General features: G+C 59.5%; 20 protein-coding genes, 1 tRNA gene and 1 pseudogene. 10 read left to right on the plus strand and 12 right to left on the minus strand.

Annotated elements, in window-relative coordinates; all coding sequences use genetic code 11:
* The first annotated feature begins 1 nt into the window (after position 1).
* Both NDJ82_RS21375 and NDJ82_RS21380 read left to right on the plus strand, forming a co-directional pair.
* On the plus strand, positions 2-952 hold the full coding sequence (locus NDJ82_RS21375; protein WP_065909369.1) for an alpha-E domain-containing protein: 951 nt from the start codon (positions 2-4) through the stop codon (positions 950-952).
* Positions 949-1,752, plus strand: a complete 804-nt coding sequence (locus NDJ82_RS21380; protein WP_099582740.1) for a transglutaminase family protein — start codon at positions 949-951, stop codon at positions 1,750-1,752. Before NDJ82_RS21375 ends, NDJ82_RS21380 begins: the two co-directional genes overlap by 4 nt.
* Positions 1,753-1,969: 217 nt before the next feature.
* Here the strand turns inward: NDJ82_RS21380 and NDJ82_RS21385 are convergent, their stop codons facing one another.
* Positions 1,970-2,773 (minus strand): c-type cytochrome, encoded by an 804-nt coding sequence (locus NDJ82_RS21385; RefSeq protein WP_250926249.1) that lies wholly within the window; start codon positions 2,771-2,773, stop codon positions 1,970-1,972.
* Between the two features lie 641 nt (positions 2,774-3,414).
* On the opposite strand from NDJ82_RS21385, the gene NDJ82_RS21390 reads away from it, so the two are divergent.
* The 3 genes from NDJ82_RS21390 (at position 3,415) to NDJ82_RS21400 (ending at position 7,582) form a co-directional block, all read left to right on the plus strand.
* Positions 3,415-4,620 carry an acetyl-CoA C-acetyltransferase gene (locus NDJ82_RS21390; protein ID WP_250926250.1) on the plus strand — a complete coding sequence of 402 codons (1,206 nt, stop codon included), beginning with the start codon at positions 3,415-3,417 and terminating at the stop codon, positions 4,618-4,620.
* Between the two features lie 16 nt (positions 4,621-4,636).
* Positions 4,637-6,784, plus strand: a complete 2,148-nt coding sequence (locus NDJ82_RS21395) for a 3-hydroxyacyl-CoA dehydrogenase NAD-binding domain-containing protein (protein ID WP_250926251.1) — start codon at positions 4,637-4,639, stop codon at positions 6,782-6,784.
* 84 nt (positions 6,785-6,868) lie between these two features.
* On the plus strand, positions 6,869-7,582 hold the full coding sequence (locus tag NDJ82_RS21400; protein WP_250926252.1) for an amidotransferase: 714 nt from the start codon (positions 6,869-6,871) through the stop codon (positions 7,580-7,582).
* Here NDJ82_RS21400 and NDJ82_RS21405 read toward each other — a convergent pair.
* The 3 genes from NDJ82_RS21405 to NDJ82_RS21415 all read right to left on the minus strand — a co-directional run bounded on the left by NDJ82_RS21405 (position 7,579) and on the right by NDJ82_RS21415 (position 10,319).
* A complete protein-coding gene (locus NDJ82_RS21405) occupies positions 7,579-8,550 on the minus strand; it encodes a magnesium and cobalt transport protein CorA (protein ID WP_099582735.1) in 972 nt (323 codons plus the stop codon). The genes NDJ82_RS21400 and NDJ82_RS21405 overlap by 4 nt on opposite strands.
* A 141-nt stretch (positions 8,551-8,691) precedes the next feature.
* On the minus strand, positions 8,692-9,414 hold the full coding sequence (locus NDJ82_RS21410; RefSeq protein ID WP_250926279.1) for a 1-acylglycerol-3-phosphate O-acyltransferase: 723 nt from the start codon (positions 9,412-9,414) through the stop codon (positions 8,692-8,694).
* Positions 9,415-9,626: 212 nt separating this feature from the next.
* On the minus strand, positions 9,627-10,319 hold the full coding sequence (locus tag NDJ82_RS21415; protein ID WP_032887461.1) for a crotonase/enoyl-CoA hydratase family protein: 693 nt from the start codon (positions 10,317-10,319) through the stop codon (positions 9,627-9,629).
* Positions 10,320-10,638: 319 nt separating this feature from the next.
* Here NDJ82_RS21415 and NDJ82_RS21420 point away from each other — a divergent pair.
* The 3 genes from NDJ82_RS21420 to NDJ82_RS21425 all read left to right on the plus strand — a co-directional run bounded on the left by NDJ82_RS21420 (position 10,639) and on the right by NDJ82_RS21425 (position 11,662).
* A tRNA-Ser gene (locus NDJ82_RS21420) sits at positions 10,639-10,728 on the plus strand.
* Between the two features lie 277 nt (positions 10,729-11,005).
* The gene (locus tag NDJ82_RS27555) at positions 11,006-11,200 is read left to right on the plus strand and encodes a DUF4160 domain-containing protein (protein WP_352230448.1); all 195 of its coding nucleotides are present in this window, start codon (positions 11,006-11,008) and stop codon (positions 11,198-11,200) included.
* 3 nt (positions 11,201-11,203) lie between these two features.
* Positions 11,204-11,662: a DUF2442 domain-containing protein gene (locus NDJ82_RS21425; protein WP_250926253.1), complete on the plus strand. Its 459-nt coding sequence runs from the start codon at positions 11,204-11,206 to the stop codon at positions 11,660-11,662.
* Positions 11,663-11,733: 71 nt separating this feature from the next.
* Here the strand turns inward: NDJ82_RS21425 and NDJ82_RS21430 are convergent, their stop codons facing one another.
* The 4 genes and pseudogenes from NDJ82_RS21430 to NDJ82_RS21445 all read right to left on the minus strand — a co-directional run bounded on the left by NDJ82_RS21430 (position 11,734) and on the right by NDJ82_RS21445 (position 14,055).
* Positions 11,734-12,774 (minus strand): DMT family transporter, encoded by a 1,041-nt coding sequence (locus tag NDJ82_RS21430; protein WP_250926254.1) that lies wholly within the window; start codon positions 12,772-12,774, stop codon positions 11,734-11,736.
* A gap of 61 nt (positions 12,775-12,835) precedes the next feature.
* Positions 12,836-12,973 (minus strand): annotated as a pseudogene (locus tag NDJ82_RS21435) (M24 family metallopeptidase); the annotation flags it as partial.
* Positions 12,974-13,056: 83 nt separating this feature from the next.
* Positions 13,057-13,635 carry a DUF4337 domain-containing protein gene (locus tag NDJ82_RS21440; protein ID WP_099582730.1) on the minus strand — a complete coding sequence of 193 codons (579 nt, stop codon included), beginning with the start codon at positions 13,633-13,635 and terminating at the stop codon, positions 13,057-13,059.
* A gap of 54 nt (positions 13,636-13,689) precedes the next feature.
* A complete protein-coding gene (locus NDJ82_RS21445; protein WP_122305996.1) occupies positions 13,690-14,055 on the minus strand; it encodes a DUF2784 domain-containing protein in 366 nt (121 codons plus the stop codon).
* A 109-nt stretch (positions 14,056-14,164) separates the two neighbouring features.
* Between NDJ82_RS21445 and NDJ82_RS21450 the strand changes: the two genes are divergently transcribed.
* Positions 14,165-14,851: an HAD-IA family hydrolase gene (locus NDJ82_RS21450; RefSeq protein ID WP_112196465.1), complete on the plus strand. Its 687-nt coding sequence runs from the start codon at positions 14,165-14,167 to the stop codon at positions 14,849-14,851.
* 66 nt (positions 14,852-14,917) lie between these two features.
* Here NDJ82_RS21450 and NDJ82_RS21455 read toward each other — a convergent pair whose 3' ends face one another.
* On the minus strand, positions 14,918-15,664 hold the full coding sequence (locus NDJ82_RS21455) for a 3-oxoacyl-ACP reductase family protein (protein WP_099582727.1): 747 nt from the start codon (positions 15,662-15,664) through the stop codon (positions 14,918-14,920).
* Between the two features lie 126 nt (positions 15,665-15,790).
* On the opposite strand from NDJ82_RS21455, the gene NDJ82_RS21460 reads away from it, so the two are divergent.
* Positions 15,791-16,714: a LysR family transcriptional regulator gene (locus NDJ82_RS21460; protein ID WP_191947640.1), complete on the plus strand. Its 924-nt coding sequence runs from the start codon at positions 15,791-15,793 to the stop codon at positions 16,712-16,714.
* Between the two features lie 27 nt (positions 16,715-16,741).
* On the opposite strand, the gene NDJ82_RS21465 is transcribed toward NDJ82_RS21460, so the two are convergent.
* The 3 genes from NDJ82_RS21465 to NDJ82_RS21475 all read right to left on the minus strand — a co-directional run bounded on the left by NDJ82_RS21465 (position 16,742) and on the right by NDJ82_RS21475 (position 20,220).
* Complete coding sequence (locus NDJ82_RS21465) at positions 16,742-17,470, minus strand: aspartate/glutamate racemase family protein (protein WP_158877472.1); 729 nt, start codon at positions 17,468-17,470, stop codon at positions 16,742-16,744.
* A 14-nt stretch (positions 17,471-17,484) separates the two neighbouring features.
* The gene (locus NDJ82_RS21470) at positions 17,485-19,014 is read right to left on the minus strand and encodes an NCS1 family nucleobase:cation symporter-1 (RefSeq protein ID WP_099582724.1); all 1,530 of its coding nucleotides are present in this window, start codon (positions 19,012-19,014) and stop codon (positions 17,485-17,487) included.
* Between the two features lie 471 nt (positions 19,015-19,485).
* A complete protein-coding gene (locus NDJ82_RS21475) occupies positions 19,486-20,220 on the minus strand; it encodes a phosphoadenylyl-sulfate reductase (protein ID WP_099582723.1) in 735 nt (244 codons plus the stop codon).
* Between the last annotated feature and the right edge of the window lie 21 nt (positions 20,221-20,241).

A 20,241-nucleotide genomic window follows, 5' to 3' on the forward strand; every position in this document is an offset into this window, starting at 1 on the left:
CATGTTGAGTAGAACTGCCTCGGATTTGTATTGGATGTCGCGCTATCTGGAGCGCGCCGAAAACCTCGCGCGCATGCTCGATGTCAGCTATTCGCTGTCGCTGATGCCCCAGGATGGGCGCGGCGATGGCTTGCACGAACTGGCCATGCCGCTGCTGATCACCGGCACCCTGGAGGATTACCGCGAGCGCCACGGTGAATTGCACGCTGAGCACTTGCTGCACTTCTTTGCCCTGGACGCGGCCAACCCGGCGAGCATCTATAGCTGCCTCGGCGCGGCGCGAGCCAGTGCCCACGCGGTGCGTGGGCGAATCACCGCCGACATGTGGGAAAACATCAACGCCACCTGGCTGGATATCCGCGATATCGCCCAGCAAGGCCTGAGTCGCTATGGCATGAGTCGCTTCTGTGAGTGGGTCAAGGAACGCTCCCATCTGTTTCGGGGCGCTACATACGGCACCATCATGCGTAACGATGCTTTCCGTTTCATTCGGCTGGGCACCTTTATCGAACGCGCCGACAACACATTGCGGTTACTCGATGCGCGCTATGAAATGGCCGGCGACCGTGCCGAAGCCGTCACCGATGGCACGGCCCACGCTTACTATCAATGGAGCGCCTTGCTGCGGGCGTTGTCGTCGTTCGAGGCCTACACCGAGATTTATCGCGATGCTCCCGGCGCCCGGCAAGTGGCGGAGTTGCTGCTGTTGCGCGCCGATGTGCCGCGCTCACTGCGGGCGTGCAGCGAGGAAATCGACCAGATCCTCGCCAGCCTGCCTGGCCTCAACGGTCGACCGGCCCAGCGCCTGGCCGCCGAGATGGATGCCCGCCTGCGCTTTACGGCCATCGATGAAATCCTTGAGGAAGGCCTGCACGCCTGGCTGACCGACTTTATCCCCTTGGTCCGCCAGTTGGGCGACGCCATCTACAGTTCCTACCTGGAGGCTGCATGAGACTCTCCATCAGTCACGAAACCACCTACCACTATGACGACCAGGTGCGCGCCAGCATCCAGTATCTGCGTCTGACGCCCCATGACAGCGAGCGTCAGCATGTACTCAGTTGGCAACTCGACCTGCCGCGCCCGGTGCGTGCCCAGGTCGACCCCTTTGGCAACATCCTGCATGTGCTGACCCTGGACGAACCCCACGACGCCATCATCATCGGCGCCCGTGGCCAGGTGGATATCGACGAATTACGCGAGGCCGAGCATGAGAGTCAGTCGGCGTTCCCGTTCCTGCGTTGCACCCGCCTGACCGAGCCGGATGAAGCCTTGCGTGGCTTTGCCGCGCAGCATTGTCACCAGCGTCGCGACCGCACGGCGTTGATCGACCTGATGCACGCGCTCCACCAGGCGATGGTCTACACGCCGGGTGTCACCGAAGTCGACACCTGCGCCGCCGAGGCCTTTGCTGGTGCTGCGGGCGTGTGCCAGGACCATACCCACGCGTTCCTGGCCTGCGCGCGCAGCCTCGGGATTCCGGCGCGGTATGTGTCGGGGTATTTGTACACCGAAGACAGCACGCACCTGGCCAGCCACGCCTGGGCCGAAGCCTGGCTGGATGACGCCTGGTACAGCTTCGACGTGACCAACCAACTGGCGCGCCCGGAGCGGCATCTCAAACTGGCGGTCGGCCTGGATTACCTGGATGCGTGCCCGGTTCGAGGCATGCGCCGTGGCGGCGGGCATGAGCAAATGCATGCCAAAGTGTTTGTGGCGCCGACGCCGCTGGTGTCCGTACAGCAGCAGTAAGCGACAAGTTGATAGCGGTTTCTGTGGTGAGCAGGCTTCTGTGGTGAGCGGGCTTGCCCCGCGCTGGGGTGCGAAGCAGCCCCAAAACCATCCGCCGCCTAATGTCTGGCACACCGCATTCTGCTTTTATTGGGGCTGCTTCGCAGCCCAGCGCGGGGCAAGCCCGCTCACCACAGAAGCTCGCTCACCATCAACCTAACCAGCCAGTTCACTTGCTTCACGGCTGCTTACGGCTCGCCATATGCTTCAAATAGCCCACCAATAAATCCAGCTCGCTGTCAGGCAACACGCTGGCAGCGAAAGCTGGCATCTTCGCCTGTGGCCAATGCCTCAAGCTCTGTGGGTCACGGATATAGAGCTTGAGGAAATCTGCGCTGAAATATTCCGTAGGGCTGTAGGGAATATTCAGATCCGGACCCACCTGCGCATCGCCCGCGCTATTGAGGCGGTGACAGGCCAGGCAGTTTTTCTGGAACAGTGCAAAGCCCTGGTTGATGGGATCATTCGCTGCCAGTTTCGGGTCGGGCAACAGCGCCGGAAACCGCTCCGCCACGGTCTTTAATTGTTTGATCGCCGAGACTTGGAACGGCCACTGCTCAGGGCTGATAGGCCCGGCTTGCGGGTCGGTCCACACCAGGTAAAACGGCCCGGCGCTGTGTTTGCCTTCGCCCAGGGCGGGCCACGGTTGGGCGGGGTCTTCCACCGCAAGCCAGGCGCGGGCGCCGTGCTGTTCCAGCAGCGGTGCGGCGCTGAGTTCGGCAGCGAAGCCATCCAGGGCAACCGCTTGCAGATGGCTCTGCGGTGTAAGGCCTGGTAGGAGCACCGCCAGCGGCACTGCACGATAGGTCATGCTGCGTTTGTAGGACACGTCATCGATGATTTGCACCATCTGCGCATCCGGGTGTTTGAGCAAGTCGGCGGTCTGCCAGGTCTTGCGGCTGTGGTCCAACTCGATGGTCAATTGCGCCGCAGCAGCGGGGAGGGCGAGCAGCAAGGCCAGGAGTGCGATGATCGGTTTCAAGACAGAGGCCCCGTGTTAAGTGGCGATAGGGCTCACGATACCGGAAAAACGCCCGTAAAAAGGCAGCCCCTGCAACGGGGTCGCTATGCACGAAGTCCCGGCAGGTGCTGCCAAAAGCTGCAATCCTGATGCAAAAAATGCGGAGGATAAGGAACTTACCCAATGACCTTGGTCAAGTTGGGCAAGATCAGAATCAGTGTGGTGGCGAAAAGAATAAGTCCCGCCTGACGTACTTTCGAGTGCTTGAACATGGCTGACTGCCTTTTGTTGTTATTCCTGAGCGTCAAATACGTGCCGTTTTATTTCAGTATGGCGCTTTGACGTGTCACTTTTCTTACAGCTGCTCCAGCAAAACCCGGCAGCAACCTCTTACTGATTGAACCTTAGAGCCCTCGTTCTTCGCGGCTTAGATCCATTTCATATCAGCTAATCAGTATTTCTGCTTAAAAGCGCATGAGGCAGAACGCCATCTTGGCGCCAATGCCTTGGCTAGACAGCTAAAACGATTAATCGGCTTCGGCGCTTAGGGACCTACCGTTCGTCCGAGCGTGGGGGTCAAAAGCAATGAGCGCATCCGTCATTGAAACCGTGTCAATCGGGCCTAAGGTAAGGGCACTACTGCGCAATGGTTCGAGGATGTCATGACCCAAGCTTTGATCTTTGATGCGATCCGCACGCCCCGAGGCAAGGGCAAGGCCGACGGCGCCCTGCACAGCGTCAAGCCGGTAAACCTGGTGGCGGGTTTGCTCACGGCGTTGGCGCAACGCAGCGACCTCGATACCCAGCAAGTCGATGACATCGTGCTCGGCTGCGTGACCCCGGTGGGCGACCAAGGCGCGGACATCGCCAAGACGGCCGCTCTGGTGGCGGACTGGGCCGTCAGCGTCGCGGGCGTACAGGTCAACCGTTTCTGCGCCTCGGGCCTGGAAGTAGTCAACCTGGGCGCGATGAAAGTGCGCTCCGGCTTTGAGGATCTGGTCGTGGTCGGCGGTGTGGAGTCCATGTCCCGCGTGCCCATGGGCAGTGATGGCGGTGCCTGGGTGCTGGACCCGCAGACCAATCTGCACAGTCACTTCACGCCCCAAGGCATCGGCGCGGACCTGATCGCCACCTTGGAGGGATTCAGTCGCGAAGACGTCGATACCTTTGCCCTACAGTCCCAGCAGAAAGCGGCCAGGGCCAGTGCCGACGGTTCCTTCAGCAAGTCGCTGATTGCAGTGCAGGACCAGAATGGGATTGTGCTGCTGGGCCATGACGAATTTATCCGTGGCGACTCGACGCTTGAAGGTCTGGGCAAGCTCAAGCCCAGCTTCGAGATGATGGGGCAGATGGGCTTCGACGCCACTGCACTGCGGGTCTACAGCCAGGTAGAGCGCATCAACCACGTACATACTCCAGGTAACAGCTCCGGCATTGTCGATGGCGCCGCACTGATGTTGATCGGCTCCGAAGCGAAGGGCCGCGAGTTGGGCCTGCAACCCCGGGCGCGCATTGTCGCCACGGCGGTCACCAGCACCGACCCCACCATCATGCTCACCGGCCCCGCGCCAGCCACCCGAAAAGCCCTGGCCAAGGCCGGTTTGCGCGTGGAAGACATCGATCTGTTCGAGGTCAACGAAGCCTTTGCCTCAGTGGTGCTCAAGTTCATCAAGGACATGGGCATTGATGCTGCACGGGTCAACGTCAACGGCGGTTCCATCGCCATGGGCCATCCGTTGGGGGCAACGGGCTGCGCGATCCTTGGCACCTTGCTCGACGAGCTTGAAGTGCGCCAGCAGCGCTACGGCCTGGCCACCCTGTGTGTTGGCGGTGGCATGGGCATCGCCACGATTATCGAACGCCTCTGAGCCTAAGGAATTTCTGATGACCGATGCCATTCGTTACGAAAAAGGCCAGGACCGGATCGTGGTGCTGACCCTCGACATGCCAGGCCAGAGCGCCAACACCATGAACAGTGTTTACCGCGAGGCCATGGCCGCCACGGTCCTGCGCCTGGAGTCGGAAAAGGACCACATTGCCGGTGTAATTATCACCTCGGCCAAGAAGACCTTTTTCGCCGGCGGTGACCTCAATGAACTGATCAAGGTCGACAAGGCCCACGCCAAGGATTTCTACGACAACGTGCAGCTGCTCAAAGCACAACTGCGCCGCCTGGAAACCCTCGGCAAGCCGGTGGTGGCTGCAATCAATGGTGCAGCCCTGGGCGGCGGCTGGGAGATTTGCCTGGCGTGTCATTACCGCGTCGCGCTGGACGACACATCGGTGCAGCTTGGCTTGCCGGAAGTCACCCTGGGCTTGCTGCCGGGCGGCGGTGGCGTGGTGCGTATGGTGCGCATGCTGGGATTGGAAAAAGCCCTGCCGTATTTGCTGGAAGGTAAAAAAGTACGGCCGCAACAGGCGCTGCTGGCCGGGTTGATCAACGAGTTGGCGGTGGGCCGCGATGAGCTGCTGACCAAGTCCCGCGCCTGGATTCTCGGCAATCCAGAGGCTAAACAACCCTGGGACAATAAGGCGTACCAGATTCCCGGCGGCACACCCTCGAACCCAAAAGTCGCGCAGATGCTGGCGATTGCGCCGTCGATCCTGCGCAGTAAAACCAACGGCTGTTTCCCGGCCCCGGAGAAAATCCTCTGTGCCGCCGTTGAAGGCGCCCAGGTGGACTTCGACACCGCACACCTGATCGAAACCCGTTACTTCACCGAGCTGGTCACCGGGCAAGTGGCGAAAAACATGATCGGCACCTTCTGGTTCCAGCTCAATGACATCAACGCCGGCCGCTCGCGGCCCCAGGGCTTTGCACCTTATGTGACTCGCAAAGTGGGTGTGCTGGGCGCCGGGATGATGGGGGCGGGAATCGCCTATGTCAGCGCCTGCGCAGGGATCGAGGTGGTGCTCAAGGACATCCACCTTGCTGCCGCTGAGAAGGGCAAGGCTCACTCGGCCGCGTTGCTGGACAAGAAGGTTGGCCGTGGGCAATTGACCGCCGAGCAGCGGGAAACCACGTTGGCGCGGATTTATCCTACGGATTCGGATGCTGATTTGGCAGGCTGCGACCTGATCATCGAGGCCGTCTTTGAAGACCGCGAACTCAAGGCCAAGGTGTCAGCCGCCGCCCAGAGCGTGGTCGGCGCCGATGCGGTAATCGCCTCCAATACCTCCACCTTGCCCATCAGCGGCCTGGCCAAGGCCGTGCCGGATCAAGGCAAATTTATCGGCCTGCATTTCTTCAGCCCGGTGGACAAGATGCCCCTGGTAGAAATCATCAAGGGCGCGCAGACCTCGGACGAAACCCTGGCCCGAGGGTTCGATTTCGTCATGCAAATCAAGAAGACTCCGATTGTGGTCAACGACAGTCGTGGCTTTTTCACGTCGCGGGTGTTTGGCACGTTCACCAACGAGGGCATCGCCATGCTGGGTGAAGGTGTGGCTGCGCCGATGATCGAGACCGAGGCGCGCAAGGCCGGTATGCCGGTGGGGCCGCTGGCGGTTTCCGATGAAGTGTCCCTCAGCCTGATGAGCCATATCCGACAGCAGGCGGCGAAGGATCTGCAAGTCGAAGGTAAGTCGGTGCCCGGGCATCCGGCAACGGCGGTCATCGATCTGTTGGTGAATGAGTACAAGCGCACAGGCAAGGCGGCGGGAGGCGGTTTTTACGAATACCCCGCAGGAGGGCAGAAGTACTTGTGGCCTGAGTTGAAACACCGCTTTGAACGGCCCGGCCAGCGGATTTCAGCGCAGGATGTGCGCGACCGATTGCTGTTTATCCAGGCCATCGAAACCGTGCGCTGCGTGGAGGAGGGCGTGTTGATGTCCACGGCTGATGCCAACGTCGGTTCTATCTTTGGGATTGGTTTCGCGGCGTGGAGCGGCGGCGCGTTGCAGTTTATCAATCAGTACGGTTTGAATGATTTCATTGCCAGGGCGCGCTACTTGGCTGAACAGTACGGTGAGCGGTTTGCGCCGCCGGTGTTGTTGCTGGAGAAAGCGGCGAGGGGTGAAGTGTTTCGGTGATCAAGGGAGGGGCTTGCCTTGAAGGGGTGTTTCAAGGCAGGCTCTGGGTGTTCAATATTCCCATCGCCGTGTCAGGTATTTTTTATGTCGCTACGCGTCTGCATCCTGGAAACCGATATCCTGCGTCCAGGTTTGATCGATCAGTACCAAGGTTACGGGCAGATGTTCAAGCGCCTGTTCTCCAAGCAGCCGATTGCCGCCGAATTTGTGGTCTACAACGTGGTGCAGGGCGAATACCCGTCAGACGACGAGGTGTTTGACGCCTACCTCGTGACGGGCAGCAAGGCCGACTCCTTCGGCACCGACCCTTGGATCCAGACCCTCAGGACCTACCTGCTGAAGCGCTATGAACGTGGCGACAAATTACTCGGCATCTGCTTCGGCCACCAGTTGTTGGCATTGCTGCTGGGCGGCAAGACTGAGCGTGCCAGCAAAGGCTGGGGCATGGGCATCCACGACTACAAACTCGACGCCAAGGCCCCGTGGATGAGCCCTGAGGTGCCCGAGTTGACGCTGCTGATCAGTCATCAGGATCAGGTCACCACCTTGCCGGACAATGCCACGGTGATCGCTTCCAGCGATTTTTGCCCGTTCGCCGCTTACCACATCGGCGACCAGGTGCTGTGCTTCCAGGGCCACCCGGAGTTTATCCACGATTATTCCCGCGAACTGCTGGAGATTCTTCAGACAACCCTGGGTGAAACGGTCTACACGAACGGCGTCGCCAGCTTGGAGCGCGACCACCACGGCGCCACCGTGGCGGAATGGATGATGCGCTTTGTCGCGCACAAAGCCTAAAGCCAGCCCGAGCGTTTGAAACTGGCCCACAGGCTGGTGCACCCCACCGCGATAAACCCGAGTACCGCAAAATAGCCGTAGTGCCATTGCAGCTCGGGCATGTTCTGGAAGTTCATCCCATAAATCCCTGCCACCGCGGTGGGGAATGCCAGGATCGCCGCCCATGCAGCGAACTTGCGCTGTACCACGCTCTGGCGCGACGCCTCCAGCAATACACCGATCTCGATGGTCTGGCTGGCGATGTCGCGCAGGGTGGTGAGGTCTTCCATCTGCCGGGTCACGTGGATCTGCACATCACGGAAGTACGGGCGCATGTTCTTGTCGATAAACGGGAAACTCAGCTTCTGCAACTCCTGGCTGATCTCCACCATCGGCGCCACATGGCGCTTGAGCCGCAGCACATCGCGGCGCAGGCCATGGATCTTCTGGATATCGCGCTCGCTCAATGAGCTGCACAGCACGTTGCGCTCCAGTTCATCGATCTCGGCGTGGATCGCCTCGCTGACCGGCTGGTAGTTTTCGGTGACGAAATCCAGCAACGCATACAGTACGAAATCTTCCCCGTGCTCCAACAACAGTGGCCGTGCCTCACAGCGTTGGCGCACAAAGCCGTAGGACGCCGAATGCCCATTGCGTGCGGTAATGATGTAGCCATTGCCGGCAAAGATATGGGTCTCGATAAACTCCAGCTTGCCGTTCTCGCGCACCGGTGAGTAGGTGACGATAAACAGCGCATCGCCGAAGGTTTCGAGCTTGGGGCGGCTGTGTTTTTCCAGCGCGTCTTCGATGGCCAGTTCATGCAGGTTGAACTGGCGTTGCAGGTTGGCCAGCTCCTGGGCGTCGGGCTCTTCCAGGCCGATCCACACAAAGTGCCCGGGCTTGGCGGCCCAGGCGGCGCCTTCATCAAGGGTGATATCAGTGACTTTCTTACCGGCGCTGTAGACGGCGGCCGCAACAACTCTACCCATGGTGCTGATCACTTCTTGTTAGGAGGACAGATGTTGGGCAGCTTAGCCTGAATGACGTTCCGTTGTAGCCGCCGTTGCGGTGCGCTTTGTGTGGCGAGCGAGCTGGCTCGTGCTGGGGTGCGAAGCGCGCCTCAACGGTGTTCAGGCGGATTGCACTTCGCGATCCATCTGCGCAATACATTCATCCATCTGCGCCTGACACGCCTGCATCAACGCCGGGACGTCATCCACCGTCAGCCCGGCTGTAGGAACTGGCGGCAACGAACGTATGAGCACATCACCACTGTTCCAGCGATTGAGCTTCATATGGACAACATAATTGCTGACGCACACCTGCACGATGGGTACGCCCGCCGCAATCGCCATATGAAACGCGCCTTTCTTGAAGGGCAGCAGGCCCTTGCCCAGATTGCGCGTGCCTTCCGGGAACACCCAGATCGACGTGTCTTTGTGTTGCAGCGTATGGGTGGTGGTCAACATCGCACGACGCGCCTTGTGCGCATTGCCGCGATCAATCAACACATTGCCCGCCAGCCAGAACAACTGGCCGAACAGCGGCACCCATTTCAGGCTCTTTTTCGCGATACACACCGTGCGGTAGGGCACTACATTGCCGACCACGAACAGATCATAGTTGGACTGGTGGTTGGCGATCACCACACAGGTGCCGGGCTTGTTGCGCAACGAGTCGACATCGGCCTTCACGTTCAGCCCCAAGATGCGCATTGCGGGCAGTGCATATAAACGCGCGCACAGGCGACTGTTGTCCGGGTTGAACGGCCGGCAGATACCCAGCAGCACCCCCAGCACGCCCGCCACCATAAAGTGCAGGCCCATCAACAACATACGCAGCAGGAAAAGCATCGACACGGCCTATCGGGACAAAAGGTGGCGCAGTGTACGGATGTGCACTGTCTTCGGCAATTAGCCGGGTAGAGGTCGGAGATAGGCGATGTTTAAGTGCATGTTTCAATATGTGCCAACACTGGCTGGCTAGAGCGGTTGAGGGCGTTTCGGATTTACGTGTAAGAAAAAGCCCGACACAAGGTCGGGCTCTGGCACAGCAGGTGTGGGATTTAGCTCAGGTTGTGCCCCTGATCCTGAATAATCGCATCGTCCAAGGCTTCAAGCAGAGCCTTACGCACCTTCAGCTTAGTGTGCTTGTGGGCGTTCATATTGATCTTCTTCAACTGGCGCGCCGCTTCCAGTGCGGCCGCGTGCAACTCTTCAGGCGCCACCACCTTATCGAGGAAACCGGCCTGCAACGCGCCCTGCGGGTCAAACATCTCGGCATTGATCACCGAGCGGTGGAACGCCGATTTGCGCAGGCGATCACGCGCCAGCTCGATCCCGGCGTGGTGCATGGTCATGCCGATCGCCACTTCATTCAGGCCGATGCTGAAAGGGCCCTCCACACCAATCCGGTAATCCGCCGACAGCAACAGGAACGCGCCCTTGGCCACCGCATGCCCTGGGCACGCCACAATCACCGGGAAGGGGTGCGACAACAGGCGGCGCGCCAACGTCGAGCCCGACGTCACCAGGCCGATGGCCTCTTTAGGGCCTGCCGTCATCACCTTCAAATCATAACCACCCGACAAAATCCCCGGCGTCCCGGTGATCACCACCACTGCCCGATCTTTCTCGGCCTGATCCAGCGCCGTATTAAACGCACTGACCACATCCGGAGAAATGGCATTCACCTTGCCGTTGCTCAGGGTCAGGGTCGCAATACCGTCTTCGAGGTGGTAGGCAATCAACTCACTCATGACGCGGTTCCTTGTAGGACTTGTTATAGAAGAATGCAGCAGACGTTACCCACCACGCCCGCCCCGGTAAAGCGCCGTGACTGACTGGCCAGTCAGCCTTTTCCCGCATCCTCGGTCGCAAATGGCCTGCAACAGGGCACAGCACCCAGCCTAGACCATCAAAACCCTGCCCGAGATTGGCACAATCACCGCCCTGTACCGGGACCATTCCTGCATAACTGCCTAACCGCATGAAAATTCTCAAAAAAACCTTTGCCATCAGAAAGGCTTTCGACTACATTAGCGCGCCTCGACAGACTGAACTTGTTTGACGAGATACGGTGAAGTGTCCGAGTGGCTTAAGGAGCACGCCTGGAAAGTGTGTATACAAGAAATTGTATCGAGAGTTCGAATCTCTCCTTCACCGCCAAATTCGATGTAAACAAAACCCCTGGTTTCGAAAGAAACCAGGGGTTTTGTGATTTCTGGGGATTGAAAAGGCTTGGCGTCTGGATTGCCCTGTCGTCCTGTCCGTGCAGAGCGGTGCAATTTCACTGAGTACGGCAGCATCGCTTCTGGTTTCGCTGGCATAGAAGCCTGAAGGGTTTGGTATCCAGCATGTGAAACCGCTGGTGTGCTAGGGAAAATTTTTCTCTAGCATCTGCCCTCATGGCTACCCTTCACAGTGAACGAAACTGGAAAATAAAATCTATCCCGACGACCATGCGCCGCCGCATTTTCATGTGCAGACGCCAAATGGTGAGTCGTTGGTTCAAATAGAAGGGCTGGTGGTGCTCGGTTCGGGCGCTGAGGCCAAGGCATTGAAAGCCGCCCTGCTTTGGGCAAAAGCCCATGTCGCTGATCTTAAGCGCGTATGGGATGAACAAAACCGGAGGAACTGACTTATGACCAGCAAGCTTCGCATCTCTGCTGTGCAACCAGTTGCCGGCAAGCATGCCTTAGAGATCGAGTGGAGTAATGGCAAGCGACACACGGTTGATCTCATTGATCATATAAATACTTCTCCCGTTCTCAAGCCGCTTCTGGATCTGGCTCGATTCGGCCAAGTCGAGGTGGGTGAGTGGGGCTTTGATGTGACATGGGGTGATGACCTTGAACTGTCATCCGTCACGCTTCACCGTTTGGCGTTGGAGCAATCTGGCGAGGTCATGCTGACGCAGGATTTCAGAGCGTGGATGCTGAGTAACAATTTGTCCCTTTCCGCAGCGGCTGTGGAGTTGGGTTTCTCTCGCAGGACTATCACGGCTTATAGCAGTGGTGCTGCGTTGATTCCTAAGCACGTGGGTTTGGCGTGCAGGGGATGGGAGTATGAGCGCAAGGGTTATACGGGGCGCCACGCATAAGCCGGGCCTGTATTGCATAACGAAGGGCGGCCCATTGAGCCGCCTTGATTCATCCTGTGGTGACCCCGCTTCTAATGCCTATGCCGATGATGCACATCCGGAAAATGCGCATGACTATGCTTCACCGGGCTGTGCACATGCACATGGCTGTGGGGCACATCCGGATCCCACTCAAACCCATGCTCATGCTGATGATGTTCATCATGCACATGCCGATGCCCGTGTTCCGTCGCCTCATGCTGATGTTCATGCGCGTGCCGCTCCGTCAGGTGCAGCCACACGCCCACGGCCATCAGCGCTGAGGCGATCCAGAACGCCGTCGTCACCGATTCCCCCAACACCAGCATTGCAATCGCGGCACCCAGGAACGGTGCGGTCGAGAAGTATGCCCCGGTACGTGCACTGCCCAGTCCACGCAATGCCAGTACAAACATGACCAGGCTGATGCCATACCCCAGAAATCCAACCAGCAAGATCGGCGCGAGTTGTGCCGCTCCGGGGATCTGCGCGCCGAGATACAGCGCCACTGCCGCATTTACTACACCTGCGATCAACCCCTTGGTACTCGCGATAAACAACGCGTCGGATGCCGACACTTTGCGCGTCAGGTTGTTGTCGATGCCCCAGCACAAGCAGGCGAGCGCGACTGCCAGGGGGCCTGTCCAGTCATGGCTGCTGCCACCGCCTTCGGGCCATGACAGCGCAACGCCGCCCAACACAATTGCGATCATCCCAAGCACGATTCGGCGGTCGGCGTTTTCTCTGAATACCAGCCAGGCGATCACGGCGGTCAACACCGATTCGAGGTTGAGCATCAGGGACGCGGTCGCGCCGGTGGTGCGGGTGAGGCCGAACATCAGGGCCACGGGGCCAAGGATGCCGCCGAAGGCGATGGCGCCGAGCAGCCATGGCCATTCGGTGGGGGTGAGGCCGGAGGATTTCCAGCCGCGGTCACGGACAAGGCGTACGCCGGCGAGTCCGATGCCGCTGCCGAGGTAGAGCAGGCCGGCGAGCAATACCGGTGAAAAACCCAGGCCGAGATTTTTGGCAAGCGGGGTACTGGCGCCGAACAGGGCGGCTGCCGCCAGCGCGTAAACAATGCTGAGGTTCATGGGCACTTCCTCGAAAGGTGGACCCATGATACGTCGCTCGCCCTGGTTAAATCTTCGGCAGTTAAGCGAGTAAGTCTTCGTAGAAAGCGCCGTAAGGTCTGCTCGGGTGCGCGATCTGGATCTCCAGAATCCACAACCCGGCATTGGGGTAGTGCTCGAAATTTCCCAGGTCGCCGCCGCGATGAATGGCCTGGGCGTAGCACATGCGGACACCGGTCTCTCCTTGATAGCGCTATGATATTTACTATATAGCGATTGAGGTGACGGGCCCAAATGAAAATATCAAAGATGCAGCCCGGCCAGGCTGCCTAACACCACTGCCACGCCCGCCGCCGTATACGCCATGCGCTTCAACCACTCCTTGCGTGTGAGCAACGTAATCGCCGCCAACGAAATCGCGATCTGAATCGCGGTCATCGCCTGGGCCCAGCGGTGGTGCTGGTGCAAAGCCTGCTCTGATTTTTCATCCCATTCCCGCGAGGTGGCCTCAAGCTTTTCTGCCTGCTGGCGCACGTCTTCCTTCTGGCTTTTGTAGCGTTCGATTTCATCCTTGTAATGCGCGGCGTCCACGCCCGGAATATGGGTGGCCAGTTCCGCCAGGTTCTGACGGCTGGATTTGGCCTGGTAGTAGTTCCACTGGTTGGCGGCTTCGGTCTTGAAGATGGCCGCGTTGTTTTTGTCCATCGCCGCTTCGCTTTCGGTGGAGCCGGCCTGGTAGCTGAGCATGGCGCCGAGGGTGGCCATCAGCGCGGTCATGACGGCGATGCGGCTGGCGAAATTGTCCCCACGTGCGTGGGCATGTTCAGTGGTGTGTTCGATGTGTTTTTCGTGGGGGCTGGGGACTTCGAAGGCTTCGGACATGGTGGCGGCTATGAACGGACTGAGGGAGTCTGATTCTTCACCTCTGCGGCTGTCTCAAGCCTGTACGTAACGCCGAATCAGCTGCGTATACACCGCGATGTTGATCAACAGCACCAGGGCACCCAGCACCAGTTGAATCTGCGGGGTCAGCCCCGCTGGGTAGATGAGCGCAACAATGTAGTGTTCGATAAACCCGCCGCCATAGCCGTCTTGACCGGCGAGATGGCGAAGCAGGTTTTCCCAGCGCGTCAGTGGGCAGGGCAGGTGGAAAACCTCGACGGCCACGCCCCACGCGGCGGCGGGCAGGTGCAGCCAGATAACCGGCCGCCACTTTAGGGCCAGCAGCCCGCCGAACAAGACGAACAGGATGAAGCAAAGGTGGAACAGCACGAGGCTGTCGGCAGCTAGGCGGTAGAGCATTGTGTGTGCTTCAAAAGGGGGAGGGCATAGTCTAAAGGGTTGCCCGCAGGTAAGTGGGGCCGTTATTGTGCTGAATCCTTTTAGTCCTTCGCCCCAAGGATCTGTTGTGATGAATCCACCGCGTACCGTTGCCCCGATCAAGGCTGTGATTTTCGATATGGACGGGTTGTTGCTGGACACTGAAGGCATCTACACCGAAGTCACGCAGATCATCGCCGAGCGTTATGGCCGTACCTATGACTGGGGGATCAAACAGCACATTATTGGTCGCGGGGCGCAGGACTTGGCGGAGTACGTGGTCAAGGCCCTGGACTTGCCGATTACGCCGGCCGAGTTTCTGGAAATTCGCGAACCGTTGATGAGTGAGCGTTTTCCCAGGGCTCTGGGCATGCCCGGTGCCGAGGCATTGGTGCGGCATTTGAAGGCGCACAATATTCCGATTGCCGTGGGCACCAGTTCGTCGCGCAATTCGTTTGGCCACAAAACCACGTTGCACCGCGAGTGGTTCAGCCTGTTCGGCACCATCGTCACCGCCGACGACCCCGAAGTGGGCGCCGCGAAACCTGCGCCGGATATTTTCCTCACCGCCGCCCGCCGCCTGGGTGTGGCGCCGCAGGATTGCCTGGTGTTTGAAGATTCACCGTTCGGCGTCACCGCTGCGAAGGCCGCTCATATGACCGCCATCGCCGTGCCCGATGAAGCCATGGCTGACAGCAAGTACCACCACGCCGACCAGATCATCCGCAAGCTGGCGGACTTTGACCTGGCGGCTTATGGTTTGCCACCGATGTCCTGATTCACCGCAGGGCAGAAAATGTGGGACGGAGCCCCTCCCACATTTGATTTCATTGCTCCCGAACTATCAGGCGCTGAACCCGCCATCAATGGTCAGGCTGGCACCGGTGATATACCCCGCTTCCGGCCCGGCCAGGTACGCCACGAAACTGGCGATCTCTTCCACATGCCCGTAACGCCCCACCGCCATCAGCGCCATCAGGCTCTCGGCAAAATCGCTGTTCGCCGGGTTCATATCCGTGTCCACCGGCCCAGGTTGCACATTATTGATGGTGATGCCCCGCGGCCCCAGGTCCCGCGCCAGACCCTTGGTCAACCCCACCAGCGCCGCCTTGCTCATCGCATACGGCCCGCCACCGCCAAATGGCATGCGCTCGGCATTGGTGCTGCCGATGTTGATCACGCGGCCACCTTCACCCATATGTTTTGCCGCTTCCTGGGTAGCGATAAACACGCTGCGCACGTTGATTGCCAGGGTCTGGTCGAAGTCTTCCAGCTTGAAGTCTTCCAGCGGTGCGATGGCCAGTACGCCCGCGTTGTTCACCAGAATATCCAGGCGTCCAAAGGCTTCGACGGTGGCGTTGACTGCATTGCGAATCGCTGTCGCGTCTGCGCTGTCAGCGTGGATCGCCAGGGCTTTGCCGCCGGCACTGATCACGCTGTTTTGCAGTTCTTCGGCCTTGGCCGCCGAGCTGACGTAGGTAAAGGCGACGGTTGCACCTTGTGCGGCAAGGCGCTTGACGATGGCGGCGCCGATGCCGCGGGAACCGCCTTGAATCAAGGCGACTTTACCGCTGAGGTTGAGTGTGGTCATGTCGATCTCCTGGCTGTTCAAGGCGGTATGCCTTGTTGTTGGAGTCGAGTATCGACCTCACCCAACCCTACCGGTAGACCGTGATTGCTATAGTCTGTGTAAACCAAAAGTTTAGAGTGGGTGCAGATGGAGAGCTTTGGCAGTATCGAATGCTTCGTGCGCAGCGCCGAAGGCGGCAGCTTTGCCGAAGCGGCGCGGCACCTTAGCCTGACTCCGGCAGCGGTCGGTAAAAGTGTCGCCAAGCTGGAAGCGCGCCTCGGTGTGCGGCTGTTCCAGCGCAGTACCCGGCGCCTTACGCTGACCGAAGCGGGCAAGCTGTTCCTCGAAGAGGTCAGCGGCAGCCTCACCACCATCCAGAACGCCGTGGCCAACCTGGCCAGTGCCGAAGGGCGGCCGGTGGGCACGCTCAAAGTCAGCATGGGCACGGTGTTCGGCAATCGTTATGTGGTGCCGCTGCTGGGGGAGTTTATGCGCCGCTTTCCGGATATCAGTCCGGACTGGCATTTTGATAACCGCCAGGTCGATCTGATCGGCCAAGGCTTCGATGCTGCAATTGGCGGTGGTTTTGAGCTGCCCCAGGGCGTGGTGGCGCGCAGGTTGACCCCGGCGCATCGGGTACTGGTGGCGTCTGCTGCTTACCTGGCGCAGCGCCCGCCGGTAGTGGCGCCCGAGGACCTGGCGCACTGCGATGGCATCCTCATCCGCTCGCCGCAGACCGGCCGCGTACGCTCCTGGCAATTGACCAGCCGCGAGCGTGAACACCGCCCGCTGGTACTCAAGCCCGGCATGACCATGAGCGACTCCGAAGCCGCCTGCTGTGCCAGCGCCCAGGGTCTGGGCGTTGCGCTGGTGAGCATGCCCATGGCCGTGCCGTTCCTCGACAGCGGCGCGGTGGTGCGGGTGTTGCCGGACTGGTATGTCGACGACGGCAATATTTCCATTTACTACGCCGAGCACAAGTTACTGCCCGGTAAAACCCGGGCGTTTGTGGATTTCATCATTGAGCGGTTTGCCGAGCAGGGTTTGGCACAACAATTCAGCGCGATCTAATGTGGGACGATTCCACATTTTGGACCTTCAGCGGCCGAACATGCCGGGCCAACCAATGACCCTCTTCGGCCGTGGCGTCGCGTAAGTCCTGACCTTCGACGTCGACAACCCCAACCGCACCAGCGACTCGGCAATGGTCACCGCCGCCGTCACCCCATCCACCACCGGCACTCCGGTGCGTTGTCTGATCTGCTCATCCAATCCCGCCATGCCACCGCAGCCCAGGCAGATCACCTCCGCTTTGTCCTCGCGAATGGCCAGTTCCGCCTGGCGCACGATGGCTTCCATGGCGGCCAATGGGTTTTCTTCCAGCTCCAGGACCGCCATGCCACTGGCCCGCACCGAGGCGCAGCGTTGGTACAGACCGGCGAGTTTCAGGCGGTCTTCAATCAGCGGCACGGTGCGGTCCAGGGTGGTCACCACCGAATAGGCATGGCCCAGGAACATCGCCGTGCTGGCGGCGGCTTCGGTGATGTCCACCACCGGTACGTTCAACAATTCCTGCAGGCCTTCGCGGCCGTGTTCGCCGTAGCCGGCCTGGATCACTGCATCGAACGGCTGGTCGTAGGCCATGACCCGGTCCATCACGGCAATCGCGGCCAGGTAGCTTTCAAAGTTGCCTTCCACCGATTCGGCGCCGAAGAAAGGCGTGAGCCCGACAATCTCGGTGCCCGGTGACGCCACGCCCCGCGCTTGCTGGGCGATGGTGTCGGTAATGGATTCGGTGGTGTTGACGTTGACCACGAGGATGCGCATGGAATGTCCTTGTTTTAATGACTGACGTTATCGACTGCAATACTTTCGCCGCTGACATCGGCGTAGAACGGCTGGCGCTTGGCGATCAGCAGGTACAGCAGCCCTGCAATACCGGCGCCAAACAACCAGGAAAACGGCGAGACGCTGGCAAACCCTGGCAGCAGCGCCAGCAGAATGGCGATCACGGCGGCAGGAACAAACGCTGCCACCGCGCGTAAATTGACCCCTCGGCTGTAGTAATAAACGCCTTTCGGGTCTTCGCTGTACAACTGCGGTACGTCCACCTGGCTTTTACGGATCAGCCAGTAGTCGACCATGATCACCCCGTACAACGGCCCCAGCAGCGCGCCCAGGCCGGAGAGGAAGTACACGATCACCAGCGGGCTGTTGTAGAGGTTCCACGGCAGGATCAACACCGCCACAGTGGCGCTGATCAGGCCGGCACGACGGAAGTTCAGGTACTTGGGCGCCAGGTTGCTCAGCACAAAGGCGGGCGCAACGAAGTTGGCCATGATGTTTACCGCCACGGTGACGATCAGGAACGCCAGGCAGCCCAGCACGAGGAAGAAGGTATTGGGGATGGCCGCGATGATTTCGGTCGGGCTTTCGATCACCCGGCCGTTGAGTTGGAACTGCCCGCCGCACAACAGCACGGTGATCGCGGCGAACACCAGGATGTTCACCGGTAGGCCCCAGAAGTTGCCGATCTGGATCGTCCTGCGGCAGGGCGAGGAACGGGCGAAGTCGCAGAAGTTGAGGATCAGCGTGCCGTAGATCGACAGCCACAATGCGCCACCGGCAAAGATATTGCGCCACATTTCGCCACCGCTCAGCGGCTCGCGGATCGACCAGGCAATGTTGCCGCCGGCCTGGAAGTACATCCAGCCGGCCAGCGCGGCCACCGTCAGCAAAATCACCGGTCCGGCGAAGCCTTCATAACGCCGCACCATCTCCATGCCGTAGGCCAGGATCACCAGTTGCACGAACCAGATGGCCACAAAACACGCCCAGCCAAGGGATGACAGGCCGAGGATCGAGTTGTGGTCATAGTCAGCAAACCCTGGATGAATCGCCGTCAGCAGCACGCGGAAAACCACCGAGGCCAGGTAGGTCTGGATACCAAACCAGGCAATCGCAATCACTGCCCGGATCAACGCGGGAATCTGCGCGCCGTGAATGCCGAAACTGATGCGGCTGATTACCGGGAACGGAACGCCGGTCTTCTGCCCCATATACCCCGAAAGGTTCATGAAAAAGTACACCAGCGCCGCACCGATCCCCAGGGATAACAGGATCTGCCAACCGCCCAGGCCCAACGCATATAGGCCTATCGCGAACGAATAGTTGGCGATGTTGTGCACGTCGTTGGTCCACAGCGCAAAGATGCTGTAGCGCCCCCAGCGTCGGCCTTCGACCTTGGTTGGCGCGAGGTCTTTGTTATGCAGGCGTGGGCTGAGCACCAAGGGGCCGGGGCTTGCGGCGTCTGGGTTCAGGGCAGAGGAGGGCAGATCCAGTGCGATATTGTTCGAGAGGCTTGTACGCATTCCGGCAGGCTCCAGCACATCTGCTGGAAGTCCGCAGATGGCAAAGTGTATGTAGGTTTTGTATTTATTGTATACAAAGCGCATTTCACCTTAAGCCACATACGTGCCAGTTTCCGATCTATGAAAATCGTGGGTAATTTCGTTTTTATAGGATGGTTAAATAAATAGCTGAATTCAAAGAGATATAAATTGACCGTTTGAACAGCTATTTATTTTTTGGTTGCGAGCGGTGGATTCACCGGGGCAACCGATAAGCTGGGGAGAGTGTTACGTTATGGTGCGGGTAAAGGCAGATTGCACACATAAATGGCACCGATGGTTACATGTGTGTGTACATCTCTAACACTCCACCCAAAACAAAATGTGGGAGGGGGCTTGCCCCCGATAGCGGTGTGTCAGTCACTGATGCAGTGCATGACACTCAGCCATCGGGGGCAAGCCCCCTCCCACATTTTCCAACTGCGTCAGCCCTTAGGCCTTGCTGATGATATTCCCCGCATGCAGCCCGCATTCCTTCTGCGTGGCCTCTTCCCACCACCAACGACCCTCTCGCTCATGCTGGTTCGGCAGCACAGGCCGGGTGCACGGCTCGCAGCCGATGCTGATAAACCCGCGCTCATGCAGGCTGTTGTAAGGCAATTCCAGCATGCGGATGTACCCCCAGATCTCCTCGCTGCTCATCTGCGCCAGCGGGTTGAACTTGTACAGGGTGCGTTCCGGGGTGGAGAAGGCGGTATCGATCTCCAGCGCCGCCACCTGGCTGCGCGTGCCTGGGCTCTGGTCACGGCGTTGGCCGGTGGCCCAGGCCTTCACGCCGGACAGCTTGCGGCGGAGCGGCTCGATCTTGCGCACGCCACAGCATTCGCCATGGCCGTCCTTATAGAAGCTGAACAGGCCCTTTTCCTTGACGAAGGGTTCCAGCTTGCTCTGGTCCGGCGAGATCAGTTCGATATCGATCTTGTAGAAGTCACGCACCTGCTCGATAAACCGGTAGGTCTCCGGGTGCAGGCGGCCGGTGTCGAGGCTGAACACCTTGACGTTCTTGTTCAGCTTCCAGGCCATGTCCACCAGCACCACGTCCTCGGCACCGCTGAAGGAGATCCACAGGTCATCGCCGAACTGGCTGAACGCCAGTTTGAGAATATCCTGGGCGGATTTGTTGGCGTAAGTCGCGGCGAGTTCAGCGACATCGAAGGCTTGGTTCATCAGGACGGTTCCTACAGGTCA

The sequence above is a fragment of the Pseudomonas sp. SR18 genome, from assembly GCF_023701505.1.
GTDB lineage: Bacteria > Pseudomonadota > Gammaproteobacteria > Pseudomonadales > Pseudomonadaceae > Aquipseudomonas > Aquipseudomonas cyclaminis.

Coding starts and splice junctions, on each gene's coding strand:
- NDJ82_RS21375 (WP_065909369.1), top strand. CDS start 2: ATGTTGAGTAGAACTGCCTCGGATTTGTATTGGATGTCGCGCTATCTG.
- NDJ82_RS21380 (WP_099582740.1), top strand. CDS start 949: ATGAGACTCTCCATCAGTCACGAAACCACCTACCACTATGACGACCAG.
- NDJ82_RS21390 (WP_250926250.1), top strand. CDS start 3,415: ATGACCCAAGCTTTGATCTTTGATGCGATCCGCACGCCCCGAGGCAAG.
- NDJ82_RS21395 (WP_250926251.1), top strand. CDS start 4,637: ATGACCGATGCCATTCGTTACGAAAAAGGCCAGGACCGGATCGTGGTG.
- NDJ82_RS21400 (WP_250926252.1), top strand. CDS start 6,869: ATGTCGCTACGCGTCTGCATCCTGGAAACCGATATCCTGCGTCCAGGT.
- NDJ82_RS21405 (WP_099582735.1), bottom strand. CDS start 8,550: ATGGGTAGAGTTGTTGCGGCCGCCGTCTACAGCGCCGGTAAGAAAGTC.
- NDJ82_RS21410 (WP_250926279.1), bottom strand. CDS start 9,414: ATGCTTTTCCTGCTGCGTATGTTGTTGATGGGCCTGCACTTTATGGTG.
- NDJ82_RS21415 (WP_032887461.1), bottom strand. CDS start 10,319: ATGAGTGAGTTGATTGCCTACCACCTCGAAGACGGTATTGCGACCCTG.
- NDJ82_RS21425 (WP_250926253.1), top strand. CDS start 11,204: ATGACCAGCAAGCTTCGCATCTCTGCTGTGCAACCAGTTGCCGGCAAG.
- NDJ82_RS21430 (WP_250926254.1), bottom strand. CDS start 12,774: ATGAACCTCAGCATTGTTTACGCGCTGGCGGCAGCCGCCCTGTTCGGC.
- NDJ82_RS21440 (WP_099582730.1), bottom strand. CDS start 13,635: ATGTCCGAAGCCTTCGAAGTCCCCAGCCCCCACGAAAAACACATCGAA.
- NDJ82_RS21445 (WP_122305996.1), bottom strand. CDS start 14,055: ATGCTCTACCGCCTAGCTGCCGACAGCCTCGTGCTGTTCCACCTTTGC.
- NDJ82_RS21450 (WP_112196465.1), top strand. CDS start 14,165: ATGAATCCACCGCGTACCGTTGCCCCGATCAAGGCTGTGATTTTCGAT.
- NDJ82_RS21455 (WP_099582727.1), bottom strand. CDS start 15,664: ATGACCACACTCAACCTCAGCGGTAAAGTCGCCTTGATTCAAGGCGGT.
- NDJ82_RS21460 (WP_191947640.1), top strand. CDS start 15,791: ATGGAGAGCTTTGGCAGTATCGAATGCTTCGTGCGCAGCGCCGAAGGC.
- NDJ82_RS21465 (WP_158877472.1), bottom strand. CDS start 17,470: ATGCGCATCCTCGTGGTCAACGTCAACACCACCGAATCCATTACCGAC.
- NDJ82_RS21470 (WP_099582724.1), bottom strand. CDS start 19,014: ATGCGTACAAGCCTCTCGAACAATATCGCACTGGATCTGCCCTCCTCT.
- NDJ82_RS21475 (WP_099582723.1), bottom strand. CDS start 20,220: ATGAACCAAGCCTTCGATGTCGCTGAACTCGCCGCGACTTACGCCAAC.